Raw genomic sequence first — 14,216 nt, forward strand, 5'->3', positions numbered from 1 at the left:
CATGACGATCGACTGGCTCACGGTCTCGGCGCAGATCGTCAACTTCCTGATCCTGGTGTGGCTGCTCAAGCGCTTCCTCTACCGGCCGGTGCTGCGGGCCATGGACCGCCGCGAGTCGGGCATCCGCGAGCGCCTCGAGCAGGCCGCCGCGCGGGAAGCCGAGGCCGAGCAAAGCCTGCACGACTATCGCCGGCGCGAGGCCGAGCTGGCACAGCAGCGTCAGACGCTGCTCGACGAGGCCCGGGACGAGGCGACGCGCCGCCGCCGCGAGTGGCTCGATGCGGCACGCGACGAGGTCAACGCTCAGCGCACGGCCTGGCAGCAGCAGCTCAACGAGGAGCGCGAGGCGCTGCTGGAACGCTTCGGGCAGCGGGCGCTGGCGAGTCTCGAGGCCACCCTGCGACAGGCGCTGCGCGACCTGGCCGACCGGGAGCTGGAGGCCCGGCTCATCGACGCCTTCATCGCCCGGCTCGACGCCCTGGACGCATCCGCCGGCCGGCGCCTGGCCGAGGGCGCGGGCGAGATCGAGGTGGCGACGTCCTTCGCCCCCGCGCCGGAGGACGAGGCGCGGCTGCGCGAGGCGGTGAAGCGCCGGCTGGGCGAGACGGCCGAGGTGAGGTTGACTCGGGCATCGTCGCTGATCTGCGGCGTCGAGCTGATGCGCGACGGCTATCGGCTGGGCTGGAGCCTCGCCGACTATCTTGAGACGCTGCACGCGCGGGTCGAGGGCGACCTGAACGCGGCGGCCACGGCCGGGGAGGCCGGATAGCGATGGTGGAGATGCGACAGGAGGCGGATCGGGAGGCCGGCAGGGAGGCGATGGACGAACGGCTGGATCAGGCCCTCTCTCGGCTGGAGCGGGCCCGCGGATCGACCCGATTCGAGATGTCGCTGTGCGAGGTGGGACGGGTGATCGAGATCGACGGCGGCCTCGCCCGGGTCGAGGGGCTGCCGAGCGTGACCGCCGAGGAGCGGGTGACCTTCGCCGACGGCACGCCGGGCATCGTCTTCGATCTGACGCCCGAGACGGCGCAGGTGATGCTGCTTGACGGGGCGCCCGACCTCTCCGCCGGGAGTCGGGTGGTGGCCACCGGCCACGAGGCCGACACGCCGGTGGGCGAGGCGCTGCTCGGCCGGGTGCTCGACGCCACCGGCCGGGTGCTGGACGGCGGCGAGCCGCTCGGCGAGCTCGAGCGCTGGCCGGTGGAGGGGCCGGCCCCGGCGATCCTCGACCGGGCGCCGGTGGAGGCGCCGCTGCAGACCGGCATCAAGGTCATCGATGCGCTGATTCCCATCGGTCGTGGCCAGCGCGAGCTGATCGTCGGCGACCGCCTGACCGGCAAGACCTCGGTGGCGGTGGACACCATCCTCAACCAGCGCGACAGCGGCGTGATCTGCCTCTACTGCGCGATCGGCCAGCGCGGCACCGCGGTCTCGCGGGTGGTGGACACCCTGCGCGCGGCCGGTGCGCTCGCCCACAGCGTGGTGGTGGTGGCCTCGGACGCCGACACTGCGGGGCTGCGCTACGTCACGCCCTACGCCGCCATGAGCATGGCGGAATACTTCATGGCCCGCGGGCGCGACGTGCTGCTGGTGCTCGACGACCTCACCCGCCACGCCCGGGCCTATCGCGAGCTGTCGCTGCTGGCCCGCCGGCCGCCGGGGCGCGAGGCCTTCCCCAGCGACATCTTCTATATCCACTCGCGGCTGCTCGAGCGCTCCACGCACCTGGTCGAGCGGCTCGGCGGCGGCTCGCTGACCACGCTGCCGATCGTCGAGACCCAGGGCCAGGACATGTCGGCCTACATTCCCACCAACCTGATCTCGATCACCGATGGCCAGGTTTATCTGTCGCCGGCGCTGTTCCACAAGGGTCAGCTGCCGGCCATCGAGGTCGGGCGTTCGGTGTCGCGGGTCGGCGGCGCAGCCCAGTATCCGGCCTTCCGCGAGGTGGCCGGCGACCTGCGCCTGGCCCACGCCCAGTTCGAGGAGCTGGAGACCTTCTCGCGTTTCGCCACCCGGCTCGACGAGCCTACCCGTCGGGCCATCGAACACGGGCGCCGGGTGCGCCAGGTGCTGCGCCAGCCCGAGCACCGGCCGGTGTCCGTGGCCGAGCAGCTGGTGGTGCTGCGGGCGGTCAACGCCGGGCGCTTCGATGACCTGCCGAGGGAGCGGATCGAAGCGGCCGAGACGGCGGTGCGGAAACGCATGCTCGAGCAGGGGGACGAGCGAGTGGACGAGGGCTGCCGGCGGCTGAACGCCGGCCAGACGCTGGAGGATGCAGAGTGGGAGCGGATGATGGCGATCGTCGACGAGGCGCTGGCCGAGTTCGCCGCCTCGTCCGAGTCGGCTTCCGAGACGTCCCGCGAGAAGAACGGCGAGGACTGAGGCCATGGAATCCCTCGAGGCGCTGCAGGGCCAGCTGGGCACGCTGGGCGAGCTGCGCACCATCGTCCGGACCATGAAGTCGCTGTCGACGGCCAGCGTGCGCCAGTACGAGGAGGCCGAGGCCGCCCTGGCCGGTTACGCCACCACGGTGGCGCTGGGCCTGCAGGCGGTGCTGCGCGACGTGCCGTTGCCCGATCCGGCGCCGCCCGTCAGCGCGCCGCTGGGCGCCATCGTATTCGGCTCCGACCACGGCCTGTGCGGGCGCTTCAACGAGAGCATCGTCGATCATGCGCTGGCCGAGGTCGAGGCCATGGCGCCGGTCTCGACGCGCTGGCTGGCGGTGGGCGCGCGGGCGGCGGACGGCCTCGAGCAGCGCGGCATGGCCTGTGATGCCTGCCTGGAGACGCCGGCGTCGGCGGCGCGCATCACCGGCACGGTGCAGGCGCTGCTCGAGCGGGTCGACGCCTGGGAGCGGGAGGGCGTCCAGCGGGTGCTGTTGTTCCACCAGCGCCGCGACGGCGCCCAGCTGTCGCGGCCGATGACCCGCATGCTGCGGCCGGTGGACCTGCATCGCTACTCGCGCGTCGAGGCGCCGCCCTGGCCCTCGCGGCGGTTGCCCGACTATCGCATGGCGCCCGACACGCTGCTGCGGCGGCTGGTGGGCCAGTTCCTGTTCGTGCGGCTGTTCCGCGCCTGCGCCGAGTCTCTGGCCAGCGAGCACGCCAGCCGGCGCATGGCCATGCAGGCGGCACAGCGCAATCTCGACGAGCGCCTCGAATCCCTGACCCAGGCGCTGCGCCGGGCCCGCCAGACGCAGATCACCGCCGAGCTGCTGGAGGTGGTCGGTGGCTTCGAGGTGATCGCCGGCGAGGCGAGGGGCGGCGCCGGGTCAGGCGCTCAGGCCCAGCCATAGCGCGATGGCCGCGAAGTGGGCGGGATACCAGGCCAGCCATAGCCGGCGTGGCATCGAGAACGGCACCCGGGGCGAGAGTCGATGAGCGCCGGCGGCCAGCAGCAGGGTCCCCAGGCAGGTGGCGACGGTGAAGGCCTTGGCCATCTCGGAGCTGTTCATCAGCCCGGCGGTGACCAGTACCGGCAGCGTCGCGACGACGCTGGTCAGCCGCTCGGCGTAGGCGTCGCCGGCGGCGTGCAGCCGCTGCATGGCCAGCATGTAGAGCGGAATCATCAGCAGGCCCAGGTGGCCATATTCGACGATCCGGCCCGCCAGCGCCCACACCGCCAGCGCGGCCAGCGCCTCGGCGGTCACCTGCCAGGCGGCGACTCCGCGTGCCCGACGCCCCGGCAGGCCCAGCAGCCAGGCGCCAGCGATCAGACCCAGCGACAGGGTGAAGCAGATGTTGAGGATCAGGCCGTCGGCGTCGCGGGGCATCAGCGCATAGGGCAGCTGGGCGACCAGGCCGATCACCAGCACGCGTCGGGCGTAGCGCAGCGGATCGCGGGTGTTGAAGAGCCCGTGCCAGGCGACCATCCCGGCGAACAGCGGAAAGGCGATGCGCCCCAGCGAGGAGTCGATCCAGCCCAGGCCCCAGGACTCGGGCACCGCGTAGCGGGCCAGATGATCGAGGGTCATGGTGATCAGCGCCAGCCACTGGCCCCAGCCCGTCCAGGCCGAGGAGGGGCGGTCGAGGTCGGCATCGGCGTTGGCGGCGAGGGACATCGCGATCTCCTTGTCGTGGATGACCCTATCGATGACCGCCGGGAGGCGAGCGGGTTCGGCGCCCGGCGGCGCCTTGTCGATTTACTGCACAGGGTGTCGCCGGCCGGCATCGCCAGGCACTCCACGGAGATCGGCTTGTCTCAGTCGTTGCCTATAGTCACTATAGAGATATACCCACCACCGGAGCCTGCTCATGAAGATCGGCGAGCTGGCGCGGCGCACCGATTGCCGCGTCGTCACCATCCGCTACTACGAGCGCGAGGGGCTGCTGCCCGAGCCCGCCCGCAGCGAGTCCAATTATCGGCTCTACGGCGAGGCCCACGTCGAGCGGCTGGCGTTCATTCGCCACTGCCGGGCGCTGGACATGACCCTGGACGAGATCCGCGCGCTGCTGGACTGTCATGACCATCCCGACAGTCCGTGCCAGGAGGCCGATGCGCTGATCGACGCCCACCTCGATCACGTGGCCGCCCGCATCGCCCAGCTGCAGACGCTGGAACGCTCCCTTCAGACATTGCGTGCCCGCTGCCAGGGGCAACGCTCCGCCGCCGAGTGCGGCATTCTGGACGCCCTGGCGCATCCGCCGGAGGACGCCGCGGCCATCGCCTCGTCCGATGACGATCACGTGGCGGGCGTGCATCCGAGGGTGTGAGCCGGGTCAGGCGCGACGGTGTATCCGGCGTCCCATCGCCCAGACCTCATCGATGGCCCAGGCGTCATCGGCCAGCACCAGCAGATCCGCGTCGTGGCCCACCTGCAGGCGTCCCTTGCGTGACAGGCCCAGGGCGTCCGCGGCGTGAGTGCTGGCCGCGCCGATGGCCTTGTCGAGCGCCACGCCGTGTCGTTCGATGCACTCGCCCAGGGTCTCGAACAGGCTGCTCAGGCGGCCGGGCTGGAGGCCGACGAAGCGGCCCTGGGCGTCGAAGCGCGGCAGCGAGGCGTTGGCATCGGAGGACAGCGTGATCCGCGAGGGATCGACGCGCGCCTCCAGGGCACGGGCCACGGCGAGGGCGGCGGGCACCTCGCCGTCGGCCAGCAGCTCCGGCGTGGTGCTGGTGGTGAAGTCGATGCGCCCGCCCTCGCGGCCGAAGCGCAGGCCGTCCTCGAACAGCTCGGCGGTGCGGTTGATGTGGGTGGGCAGGAACTGGGCCAGTGGCAGGGCGCTGTGGCGGGCCACCTCGCGCAGCGGCTCGAGGCCGCCCTCGGCGTCGCCGGTGTGGATGAAGACGATGCCGCCCTTGCCGGCAAGCATCCCGGCGGTACGGGTCTCGGCGGCCAGACGGGTGAGCGCCTCGCGGCTCGGCTGCGAGCCGCGGTGGTCGCTGATGGCCACCTCGCCCAGGCCGATGAATTCGGGAATGAAGGCGATGTCACTGGCCACCGAACCGGTCAGGGTCACCGGCGGCAGCTGGTAGGAGCCGGTGTAGCAGTAGGTGCTCAGCCCGCCGTCGGCCAGCTCCCGGGCCTTGCCCAGCAGGTTGGCGGGCGTGCGGGTCAGGGCGTCGGTGCCCAGGGCGCCGACCAGGGTGGTGACCCCGGAGGACAGGGCCTCGTCCAGGCCGAGCTCGGGGGTGCGGGTGCCGAAGCCGCCCTCGCCGCCGCCGCCGATGAAGTGCACCAGTGGGTCCACCAGCCCCGGAATGACGCGACGGCCTTCCAGGTCCTCGACCGTCACCGCCGGGCCCTGCGCGGGCAGCTCGCCGTCGTCGTCCGCCGGGGTGATGGCGGCGATGCGGCCGTCGCCGATCAGCAGGTGGCACAGGCCCTTCGGCTCGGGGGCATGCAGCCGGGCATTCTTGAGCAGGGTCAGCATCATCGCTCCTCTCGAAATGAGGACGCCGGCGGGCCGCCGGCGTCCGGTGAAGGCCGAATTGGGGCTTACAGCTTGACGTCGTAGCTGAAGTACCTGGCCATGATCTCGTCGTAGGTGCCGTTGGTCTTCAGCGCCTGCAGGGCCTCGTTGAACTGCTCGGCGAGCTCGCGGTCGCGCTGACGGAAGGCCACGCCGACGCCCTGGCCGAAGTACGTCTTGGGCTCCTTGATGAAGTCACTGATGCGCTGGAAGTCGCTCTCGGCGGTGTCGATGTCGATCGTCGCCTCGGCGATCGGATAGTCCATGAAGGTCAGATCCAGGCGGCCGGTGCGCATGTCGGCGACCACGTCGTCGGCGCTGGCGTAGCGGCGCACCTCGAGGACGTCGCCGTAGAGGTCGGTGACGTAGCGGTCCTGCAGGGTGGCGCGCTGGACGCCGACGGTCAGGCCCTCGAGGCTGTCGCGGTCCTGCAGGTCGATGTCGGTGCCCTTGGCCGTGATCCAGGCGCTCGGGGTGGTGTAGTAGGGCTCGGAGAACAGCACCTGGCGGGCGCGCTCCTCGGTGATGGCCATCGAGGACATGATGGCATCGAACTTGCGGGCCTTGAGGGCCGGGATCATGCCGTCCCAGGGCTGCTCGATCCAGGTGCACTCGCGTTCCAGGTACTCGCAGACGGCGTTGCCCAGATCGACCTCGAAGCCGGTCAGGGTGCCGTCGGGCAGCTTGTACTCGAAGGGTTCGTAGGGCACGTCCACGGCCAGGCGAATCGGGTCGTCGGCCTGGACGGTCGCGGTGAAGAGGCTGGCGCCGAGGGTGGCGGCCAGCAGCAGCTTGGTGTGACGCATGGGGAACTCCTCCCGTCAGGGCATGGATGAGGTGCTGGATTCAGGTCTCGCCGCGGTGGCGAGGGCGGCGGCATCGCCGCGGTCGGCGCGGGGCGCCTCAGGGGATCGGCACGGGCGTGCCGGGACGGCCGGAGCGGCCATCCGCATGGCTCATTCGTCGAACCATTCGCTGAGATAGAAGCGCGGGGCGGGCGAGCGGGCGGGCATGGCGCCGGCGGGCAGGGGGTGACGTGGCGGTGGCATCATGGGCGGTGCCGAGCAGAGCCGCCCCGGACGTTCCGGGGCGGCGATCGTTGCGGTGAGGTCTGCGTTCACGGGGGCTGACTCGCCGAAGACCTTATTCACCCAAGACCTTATTCACCAAAGTACTTGGCCTCGATCTCGTCGTAGGTGCCGTTGGCCTTGAGCGTGGAGAGCGCCTCGTTGAAGGCCTCGGCCAGTTCGCCGTCGCGTTGGCGGAAGGCGATGCCGAAGCCTTCGCCGAAGTACTTCACCGGCTCGCTGATCTTCTCGCCCACGGTCTTGTAGTCGCCGGCCTCGCTGTCGATCAGGGTGGACTTGCCGATCGGGAAGTCGAGGAAGGCGATGTCCAGGCGGCCGGCGTCCATGTCGAGCACCATGTCGTCGGCGGTGGCGTAACGGTTCACGTCGGCCACGTCGCCGTACAGGTCGGTGACGTAGTTGTCCTGCAGGGTGCCGCGCTGCACGCCGATGGACTTGCCTTCCAGGGACTCGGCGTCCGGGGTGACGATCTCGCTGTCGGCCGGGGCGAACCAGGCGGAGGGCGGCGTGATGTAGGGATCGGAGAACAGCACCTGCTCGCGACGCTGCTCGTTGATGGTCATCGAGGACATGATGGCGTCGTACTTGCGCGCCTTCAGCCCGGGGATGATGCCGTCCCAGCCCTGCACGACCCATTCGCACTGGATGCCGATCTCGGCACACAGGGCGTTGCCCAGGTCGATGTCGAAGCCGGTCAGTTCGCCGTCCGGCGTGCGGAACTCCATCGGCTCGTAGGGGACGTCGACGCCGATGCGGATATCGCGCACGTCGGCACTGGCGGTGCCGGCGATCACGGCGGCGCTCAGCACGCCGAGGCTCAGGATCTTCTGAATCTTCATGAGGGTTTCCCTTCTTGTTGATGGTCCACCTTGTGGGCGGTGACTCCGGGATGATGACCCGCCCACCTTAGCGGAAGGTCGGGCGGGTCGAAAGCTCGGGAACGAACGTTGGTTCCCAACGCTTGTTTGACGCTCGATTCAGTTGCCCGCCGGTTTGAGGTGCGCGAGCAGCCGATTCTCCAGTCGACGGAAGAAGAAGATGATCGAGAAGGTCAGGCACAGGTAGATCGCCGCCACGAACAGGAAGGCGTCGAAGGGGGCGTAGAAGCGCGCATAGACGAAGCGCGCCGCGCCGGTCAGGTCCATCAGCGTCACCACGCTGGCGATGGCGCTGGCGTGGAGCATGAAGATCACCTCGTTGCCGTAGGCCGGCAGCGCGCGGCGGAAGGCGCTGGGCAGCACGATGCGCCGCATCATCAGCCCCCAGGACATGCCGTAGGCCCGGGCGGCCTCGATCTCGCCCTTGGGCGTGGACTTGATCGCGCCGCGGAAGATCTCGGTGGTGTAGGCGCCGGTGTTCAGGGTGAAGGCGATCAGTGCCGGTACGAAGGGCTTCTCGAGCAGCACCCACAGCCAGGTGTCCTGGATGCCCTCGACGAACACCACGCCGTAGTAGATCAGGTAGAGCTGCACCAGCAGCGGGGTGCCGCGGAACACGTAGCAGTAGAAGAAGATCGGCAGCCGCACCCAGGCCTTCTTCGAGCCGCGGCCGATGGCCAGCGGCACCGCCAGCACCACGCCGATGATCAGCGACAAGAACACCAGCTGCACGGTGGTGACCAGGCCGTCGCCATAGTAGGACAGCGTCTGCAGGGTGAAGATGCTGTTGTCGGCCAGCTGGGCCTCGAGCCAGTTCATCAGGGCCTCCATCAGTTCGCCTCCCCGTAGCCGATGTCATAGCGCTTCTGCAGGCGGGCGAAGCCCCATTCGGAGACGCTGGCGATCAGCAGGTAGATGATCGCGACGATGATCATGAAGGTGAAGGGCTCGCGGGTGGCCTTGGAGGCCTCGGAGGCAACGCGGACCATGTCCGACAGGCCGATCACCGACACCAGGGCGGTGGTCTTGAGCAGTACCATCCAGTTGTTGGACAGGCCGGGCAGGGCGTGGCGCATCATCTGCGGGAAGCGGATGCGGCGAAACAGCAGCCAGGGCTTCATGCCATAGGCACGGCCGGCCTCGATCTGGCCGCTGTCCACGGCCATGAAGGCGCCACGGAAGGTTTCGCCCATGTAGGCGCCGAAGATCAGGCCGATGGTACCGACGCCGGCGACGAATTCGTTGACGTTGATGAAGATATCGACATCGAACTGGTCGTAGAGCCAGTCGGTGACCATGTTGATGCCGATCTGGCCGCCGAAGAACAGCAGCATCATCAGCACCAGGTCCGGCACGCCGCGGATCAGGGTGGTATAGAGGGTGCCGAGCTGGCGCAGGCCCCAGTGGCGGGACATCTTGGCGCTGGCCGTCAACAGCCCCAGCACGATGGCCAGCAGCAGCGACAGCACCGCCAGTTCGATGGTGATCAGGGCGCCTTCGAACAGGCGCGGGCCGTAGCCTTGCAGATCGATCATGGGAGTCTCCTCGGGCGGCGCCTCAGTGCTTGGGCGCCAGGAACTGCTTGAGTCGCTCGGAGCGCGGGTTGCCCAGCACCTGCTCGGGCGGCCCGGCCTCCTCGACCTGGCCCTGGTGCAGGTAGACGACCTGGGTGGAGACGTCGCGGGCGAAGGCCATCTCGTGGGTGACCACGATCATGGTGCGGCCTTCCTCGGCCAGGTCGCGCATGACCTTGAGCACGTCGCCGACCAGCTCCGGGTCGAGCGCCGAGGTCGGCTCGTCGAACAGCATCACCTCCGGGTCCATGGCCAGCGCCCGGGCGATGGCGCCGCGCTGCTGCTGGCCGCCGGAGAGCTGGGCCGGGTAGTAGTCGGCGCGCTCGCCCAGGCCGACTCGCTCGAGCAGCTGGCGGGCATGCTCGATGGCTTCCTGCCTGGGCTTGCCGAGCACGTGCACCGGCGCCTCGATGACGTTTTCCAGCAGCGTCATGTGGGCCCACAGGTTGAAGCTCTGGAAGACCATGGAGAGCCGGGCGCGCATGGCCACGACCTGCTTCCAGTCCGCCGGCTCGCGGCCGTGCTTGGTCTCCTTGAAGCGGATCTTCTCGCCGTGGACGATCAGCTCGCCCTCGTCGGGCTGCTCGAGCAGGTTCATGCAGCGCAGGAAGGTGCTCTTGCCGGAGCCGGAGGCTCCGATCAGGGTGATGACGTCGCCCTTGTGGGCCTGCAGGGAGAGCCCCTTGAGGACTTCGTTATCGCCGAAGCGCTTCTTGATGTTGCGCACTTCCAGCGGGATCGGTGTGTCGGCCATGGAAAAGGCTCCAGTTCGAAGGGATCACCTGGGCGCTGCCGGAAGCCGCGCCGTGGGCGGGACTTCGGGCAGGACCCCGTAGACCGTGGGAGACGGTCGTCCGGCGTGAAAAAGGGGGCGATTCTACCAGTCTCGACGGTGAACGGCAGTTCTTCTTGCTTGTTTGATGCTTCGACCTTGGTCCGAGGCCGAGCGGTGCCCGGCCTGCCAAGATCTGCACCGCTAGGTGGCGTCGTCCGGCGGCGTCGTCGCGCTGACCAGCAGCGCGGCGCGGGCGCCGATCTCTACCCTGGCGTTGGGGAAGACCACCCGCAGTGGCGCCGCCTCGACCGTGAAGGCGCCGCCCACGGCGTCTTCCGCCAGCCGGGTGCCGGGCGCGAACTCGGTGAAGTTCGGCGTGGCCTCGGCGAAGCACAGCCGGAAGTCCTCGGCCTGGCGCTTGAGCTCGTGCTCGACGCGGAAGAAGGCCATCTCGCTCGCCGGGCGCTCGACGGGCGGCGTATCCGCCACCAGCGCGGCGAGCAGTGCGCCCATGGGCGCCAGCGGCGCCAGGTCGTTGTGGCCGAACGGCAGGGCGCGGCCCAGCTCCAGGGTGAAGGCGGCCGCGCCGTGGTAGTGCTTCGAATAGTGGGAGAAGGTCCAGCTGTGGGTGTGCTGGTGCAGCACCGCCTGGATGTCGGCGCCGGCCAGCTGTCGCCACTGTTCGGCGGGCGTCTCGGCCTCGGCGAAGGGCTCGACGGCGAAGCGCGGATACTGGCTGTCGCGGATCGCGGTGTGCAGGTCGTGGTGGACCCGGGGCCGCCCGTCGTGGCGTGAGTAGAAGGCGTCCACCGCGGCCATCAGTTCGCGGGCGCGATCCGCCTCCCGGCCCCTGGCGTCGAGGCCGCGGCGGAACAGCCGGTTCAGATTGGTCTCGACGAAGCGGGTGCCGGCGCGGATGGCCTCCAGATTGCCGAGGATCACCAGCGTCGGGGCGCCGAGCGTCAGTCGGCCGGCTTCCAGCCGCGCCAGCAGGTCGCCGAGCAGCTCGATGGGGGCGGTCTCGTTGCCGTGGATGCCGGCGGAGACCACCAGCGCCGGGGCCGTGGGCGACGGTGATGCGGGGGTCAGCTCGAGCAGGCCGGGACCGAGGATGCGGTAGCGGCCGCCGAGCAGCTCGCCGGCGGGGGCGGCGGGTGCATCGTCCAGGGTGGTGGAGAGCCACTCAGCCAGCATGGCGACCTCGCGCGATCGGCGGCCGGTGGGCGGCCTGCGGGGCCTTTGGCATCGGAATGCAGGGCATGGCGCAGAATCCTTGTTATATCGTTGTGGAGGCGGAGTCTGGGCTTACCTTCCCGGGACGGGCCGGCCGCCGCAAGGGCCCCTGTCGATTTGATGAAAATGCCCGGTGCGTGAATGAAAAGCCGGCGCCCTGCCATCGTGGCCGGGCGCCGGCCGAGCGGCGCGACGCGAATGCGCGCCGAGTCGGTGCGGGCGGGCTCAGACGCCGCGGGCACCGGTGTAGAGGGTGTAGATGGAGCGGCTCGCGGTCATCAGCAGCCGGTTGCGGTCCTCGCCGGCGAAGCAGACGTTGGCGCAGACCTCGGGCAGCAGGATGCGACCGATGCGCTCGCCCTCGGCGGTGAAGATGCTGACGCCGTCCTTGCCTTCGCCGCCGGAGGTGCCGACCCAGAGATTGCCGTCCTCGTCCACGGCCATGCCGTCGTAGCCCTCGCCCTGGCCTTCCACCAGGCGCTCGCCGTCGGAGACGGCCTTGCCGTCCTCGGCGAGCGTGAAGCGGAAGATGGCGGGCGGCTGGTCGGGATAGTGCGACGGCGCGGTGTCGGTCACGTAGAGCTTGCGCCGGTCGGGGCTCAGGGCGATGCCGTTGGGCTTGTAGGGAGCGGTGGTCAGGCGCAGCGGCTCGTCCAGGGTGTCGTCGACGTAGTAGACCGCCGGCTCGATCTCCAGCTCGCGCTTGTGGCCCTCGTAGTCCACGTGGGCGCCGTAGCCGGGATCGGTGAAGATGACGCCGCCGCCGGGCAGGGTGACCAGGTCGTTGGGCGCGTTGAGGCGCTTGCCCTGCCAGCCGTCGGCCAGCACGGTCACGCCGCCGTCCCATTCATAGCGCACCACCCGGGCCGGCGAGTGCTCGCAGGCGATCAGCCGGCCGCGGTCGTCGAAGGCGTTGCCGTTGGAGTGGCCGACCTCGTGGCGCAGCACGCTGACCGTGTTGCTGGCCTCGTCCCAGCGCATCTGGCGGGCGCGGGGGATGTCGCTGAACACCGCGTAGCGGCCGACGGCGTTCCAGGCCGGCCCCTCGAGCCACAGCCCGCCGCTCCAGATCCGCTGAAGCGGCGAGTTGAACAGCATGTAGCGCTCGAAGCGCTCGTCGAGCACCTGCCAGCAGTCGTTGGGATAGCGTTCGGGCAGCTCGGCGCGGGCGAACAGCGAGGGGGAACTCGCCACGGCGGTCAGCGCGGCGGTCCCGGCCAGGAATTGACGGCGTCCTATCGTCATATATCACCTCATGTGAAAGCACGTTTGTTGTTCGGAGTGCGTTCATGAGGATGACGTGAAGGTCGTGTATGTGTAACTACGACAAACGTATGTTGTACATTTTGCATGGCACGCGATCAGCCCTCGCGGCGCCAGGGCCCGCAGGCGGCCTCGCCCTGTTCCACCTCGATCAGCTCGTTGACCGGGAATTCAAGCGACGCGGCGCGCTCGACCAGGTCGCGGTAGATCGCGTCAGGCAGCTCGGGCGTGCGCGAGAGGATCCACAGGTAGTCGCGGTCGGGGCCGGCGACCAGCGCCCAGCCGTAGTCGTCGTCCAGCGCCAGCACGTTGTAGCCGGCGTAGAAGGGGCCGAAGAAGCTGACCTTGAGCCGGCCCTGGCCGGGCTCGCCGGTGGGATAGGCCTTGCCCTCGGCGACGTCGACCTCGCCGGTCGCGAGATCGACGCCGCGGTTGATCACCCGGATGCCGCCGTCGTCGCGACGGGCGTAGTCGGCGGTGACGCAGTCCAGGCCCTCCTCGAAGGAGTGATCGAGGCGGGCGATCTCGTACCAGCGGCCCAGATAGCGCTCGGCGTCGAAGCCGTCGACGACCTGGGTGCCCTGGGGCATGCCGGTGCAGGCGGCGAGCCCGAGCGGCAGCAGGGCGGCGCCGAGCAGCGCCCGACCGCGGCGAGGCAGGGAAGGGAGCGAGGTGGAGCGTGGGAAGAGACGCGTGGCGGTGGGCATCGGGACCTCCGTGTCGAGTGCGTGCCGGCTCGGATCAGCATAATCGCGAACCGGCGCGACCTCCAGGCGGCTACCGCGAAAGATGGCTAGGCTGCATAGGCGCAACCGCTATCCCTTATTGCTCAACGCCTCAGGAGGCAGACTCATGACCCAGGTGCTGGTGCTCTATCACTCCATGTACGGCCATATCGATACCCTGGCCCGGGCCGTGGCCGACGGGGCCGGCCGCGTCGCCGGCGTCGAGGTCACCGTCAAGCGCGTGCCCGAGACCATGGACGCCGAGGTCTTCGCCAAGGCCGGCGGCCGGACCTTCGACACCCCCGAGGCGAGCCCCCAGGAGCTGGCCGACTACGATGCGCTGATCGTCGGCACGCCCACGCGCTTCGGCAACATGTCCGGCCAGATGCGCACCTTTTTCGACCAGACCGGCGGCCTGTGGGCCAAGGGCGCGCTGCGCGGCAAGGTCGCCAGCGTCTTCACCTCTACCGGCACCGGCGGCGGCAACGAGTCCACCATCCTCAGCGTGTGGCCGACCCTGGCCCACCACGGCATGGTGATCGTGCCGCTGGGCTACGGCCTCGAGGCCCAGTTCGACATCTCCGAGGTCAAGGGCGGCTCGCCCTACGGCGCCGCGACCCTCGCCGGCGGCGACGGCTCGCGCCAGCCGAGCGACACGGAGCTCGAGCTGGCGCGCTTCCAGGGCGAGCACGTGGCCGGCATCGCGGCGAAGCTGGCCGGCTAGTCCGCTCGATTCGGCGCAGACGACGCCCCGCTGCCGCG

At 69.8% G+C, this 14,216-nt stretch carries 15 protein-coding genes; 5 read left to right on the forward strand and 10 right to left on the reverse strand.

Annotation, left to right across the window (positions count from 1 at the left end; all coding sequences use genetic code 11):
* The first annotated feature begins 1 nt into the window (after window position 1).
* Genes MYL53_RS09115 through MYL53_RS09125 form a run of 3 tightly spaced genes read left to right on the forward strand, consistent with a single transcriptional unit; the run spans window position 2 to window position 3,301 of the window.
* Window positions 2-769, forward strand: coding sequence for a F0F1 ATP synthase subunit B family protein (locus tag MYL53_RS09115; RefSeq protein WP_247853411.1), 768 nt, complete (start codon window positions 2-4; stop codon window positions 767-769).
* Window positions 770-771: 2 nt separating this feature from the next.
* On the forward strand, window positions 772-2,388 hold the full coding sequence (locus tag MYL53_RS09120) for a F0F1 ATP synthase subunit alpha (RefSeq protein WP_282103448.1): 1,617 nt from the start codon (window positions 772-774) through the stop codon (window positions 2,386-2,388).
* A 4-nt stretch (window positions 2,389-2,392) separates the two neighbouring features.
* A complete protein-coding gene (locus MYL53_RS09125) occupies window positions 2,393-3,301 on the forward strand; it encodes a F0F1 ATP synthase subunit gamma (RefSeq protein ID WP_247853413.1) in 909 nt (302 codons plus the stop codon).
* On the opposite strand, the gene MYL53_RS09130 is transcribed toward MYL53_RS09125, so the two are convergent.
* The gene (locus MYL53_RS09130) at window positions 3,278-4,066 is read right to left on the reverse strand and encodes a TraX family protein (RefSeq protein WP_247853415.1); all 789 of its coding nucleotides are present in this window, start codon (window positions 4,064-4,066) and stop codon (window positions 3,278-3,280) included. The genes MYL53_RS09125 and MYL53_RS09130 overlap by 24 nt on opposite strands.
* A gap of 193 nt (window positions 4,067-4,259) precedes the next feature.
* On the opposite strand from MYL53_RS09130, the gene cadR reads away from it, so the two are divergent.
* Window positions 4,260-4,718: a Cd(II)/Pb(II)-responsive transcriptional regulator gene (gene cadR / locus MYL53_RS09135; protein WP_247853417.1), complete on the forward strand. Its 459-nt coding sequence runs from the start codon at window positions 4,260-4,262 to the stop codon at window positions 4,716-4,718.
* Between the two features lie 6 nt (window positions 4,719-4,724).
* On the opposite strand, the gene iadA is transcribed toward cadR, so the two are convergent.
* The 9 genes from iadA to MYL53_RS09180 all read right to left on the reverse strand — a co-directional run bounded on the left by iadA (window position 4,725) and on the right by MYL53_RS09180 (window position 13,436).
* The gene (gene iadA, locus MYL53_RS09140) at window positions 4,725-5,879 is read right to left on the reverse strand and encodes a beta-aspartyl-peptidase (RefSeq protein WP_247853418.1); all 1,155 of its coding nucleotides are present in this window, start codon (window positions 5,877-5,879) and stop codon (window positions 4,725-4,727) included.
* Window positions 5,880-5,944: 65 nt separating this feature from the next.
* Window positions 5,945-6,724 carry a transporter substrate-binding domain-containing protein gene (locus tag MYL53_RS09145; RefSeq protein ID WP_247853420.1) on the reverse strand — a complete coding sequence of 260 codons (780 nt, stop codon included), beginning with the start codon at window positions 6,722-6,724 and terminating at the stop codon, window positions 5,945-5,947.
* A gap of 353 nt (window positions 6,725-7,077) precedes the next feature.
* Complete coding sequence (locus MYL53_RS09150; RefSeq protein ID WP_282103449.1) at window positions 7,078-7,845, reverse strand: transporter substrate-binding domain-containing protein; 768 nt, start codon at window positions 7,843-7,845, stop codon at window positions 7,078-7,080.
* A gap of 138 nt (window positions 7,846-7,983) precedes the next feature.
* Entirely contained in the window at window positions 7,984-8,715 is a 732-nt protein-coding gene (locus MYL53_RS09155) for an ABC transporter permease (RefSeq protein WP_247853422.1), read from the reverse strand.
* A complete protein-coding gene (locus MYL53_RS09160; protein ID WP_247853423.1) occupies window positions 8,715-9,419 on the reverse strand; it encodes an ABC transporter permease in 705 nt (234 codons plus the stop codon). Before MYL53_RS09160 ends, MYL53_RS09155 begins: the two co-directional genes overlap by 1 nt.
* Before the next feature lie 22 nt (window positions 9,420-9,441).
* Window positions 9,442-10,212 (reverse strand): ABC transporter ATP-binding protein, encoded by a 771-nt coding sequence (locus tag MYL53_RS09165; RefSeq protein WP_247853425.1) that lies wholly within the window; start codon window positions 10,210-10,212, stop codon window positions 9,442-9,444.
* A gap of 222 nt (window positions 10,213-10,434) precedes the next feature.
* The gene (locus tag MYL53_RS09170; protein ID WP_247853427.1) at window positions 10,435-11,427 is read right to left on the reverse strand and encodes a succinylglutamate desuccinylase; all 993 of its coding nucleotides are present in this window, start codon (window positions 11,425-11,427) and stop codon (window positions 10,435-10,437) included.
* Between the two features lie 264 nt (window positions 11,428-11,691).
* Window positions 11,692-12,711 (reverse strand): SMP-30/gluconolactonase/LRE family protein, encoded by a 1,020-nt coding sequence (locus MYL53_RS09175; protein WP_247853428.1) that lies wholly within the window; start codon window positions 12,709-12,711, stop codon window positions 11,692-11,694.
* 116 nt (window positions 12,712-12,827) lie between these two features.
* Window positions 12,828-13,436: a lipocalin family protein gene (locus MYL53_RS09180; RefSeq protein ID WP_345740366.1), complete on the reverse strand. Its 609-nt coding sequence runs from the start codon at window positions 13,434-13,436 to the stop codon at window positions 12,828-12,830.
* Window positions 13,437-13,581: 145 nt separating this feature from the next.
* Between MYL53_RS09180 and wrbA the strand changes: the two genes are divergently transcribed.
* A complete protein-coding gene (gene wrbA, locus MYL53_RS09185; RefSeq protein ID WP_247853430.1) occupies window positions 13,582-14,178 on the forward strand; it encodes an NAD(P)H:quinone oxidoreductase in 597 nt (198 codons plus the stop codon).
* The last annotated feature ends 38 nt before the right edge of the window (window positions 14,179-14,216 follow it).

Origin of the sequence: Halomonas getboli (genome assembly GCF_023094245.1) — a bacterium.
Classification (GTDB): Bacteria; Pseudomonadota; Gammaproteobacteria; order Pseudomonadales; family Halomonadaceae; genus Halomonas; species Halomonas getboli.

What these genes read in the sequence shown, in the direction of transcription:
- MYL53_RS09145 (WP_247853420.1), bottom strand. Translation starts at nt 6,724, where the DNA reads ATGCGTCACACCAAGCTGCTGCTGGCCGCCACCCTCGGCGCCAGCCTC.
- MYL53_RS09180 (WP_345740366.1), bottom strand. Translation starts at nt 13,436, where the DNA reads ATGCCCACCGCCACGCGTCTCTTCCCACGCTCCACCTCGCTCCCTTCC.
- iadA (WP_247853418.1), bottom strand. Translation starts at nt 5,879, where the DNA reads ATGCTGACCCTGCTCAAGAATGCCCGGCTGCATGCCCCCGAGCCGAAG.
- MYL53_RS09165 (WP_247853425.1), bottom strand. Translation starts at nt 10,212, where the DNA reads ATGGCCGACACACCGATCCCGCTGGAAGTGCGCAACATCAAGAAGCGC.
- MYL53_RS09115 (WP_247853411.1), top strand. Translation starts at nt 2, where the DNA reads ATGACGATCGACTGGCTCACGGTCTCGGCGCAGATCGTCAACTTCCTG.
- MYL53_RS09125 (WP_247853413.1), top strand. Translation starts at nt 2,393, where the DNA reads ATGGAATCCCTCGAGGCGCTGCAGGGCCAGCTGGGCACGCTGGGCGAG.
- MYL53_RS09130 (WP_247853415.1), bottom strand. Translation starts at nt 4,066, where the DNA reads ATGTCCCTCGCCGCCAACGCCGATGCCGACCTCGACCGCCCCTCCTCG.
- MYL53_RS09160 (WP_247853423.1), bottom strand. Translation starts at nt 9,419, where the DNA reads ATGATCGATCTGCAAGGCTACGGCCCGCGCCTGTTCGAAGGCGCCCTG.
- MYL53_RS09170 (WP_247853427.1), bottom strand. Translation starts at nt 11,427, where the DNA reads ATGCTGGCTGAGTGGCTCTCCACCACCCTGGACGATGCACCCGCCGCC.
- wrbA (WP_247853430.1), top strand. Translation starts at nt 13,582, where the DNA reads ATGACCCAGGTGCTGGTGCTCTATCACTCCATGTACGGCCATATCGAT.
- MYL53_RS09150 (WP_282103449.1), bottom strand. Translation starts at nt 7,845, where the DNA reads ATGAAGATTCAGAAGATCCTGAGCCTCGGCGTGCTGAGCGCCGCCGTG.
- cadR (WP_247853417.1), top strand. Translation starts at nt 4,260, where the DNA reads ATGAAGATCGGCGAGCTGGCGCGGCGCACCGATTGCCGCGTCGTCACC.
- MYL53_RS09175 (WP_247853428.1), bottom strand. Translation starts at nt 12,711, where the DNA reads ATGACGATAGGACGCCGTCAATTCCTGGCCGGGACCGCCGCGCTGACC.
- MYL53_RS09155 (WP_247853422.1), bottom strand. Translation starts at nt 8,715, where the DNA reads ATGGAGGCCCTGATGAACTGGCTCGAGGCCCAGCTGGCCGACAACAGC.
- MYL53_RS09120 (WP_282103448.1), top strand. Translation starts at nt 772, where the DNA reads ATGGTGGAGATGCGACAGGAGGCGGATCGGGAGGCCGGCAGGGAGGCG.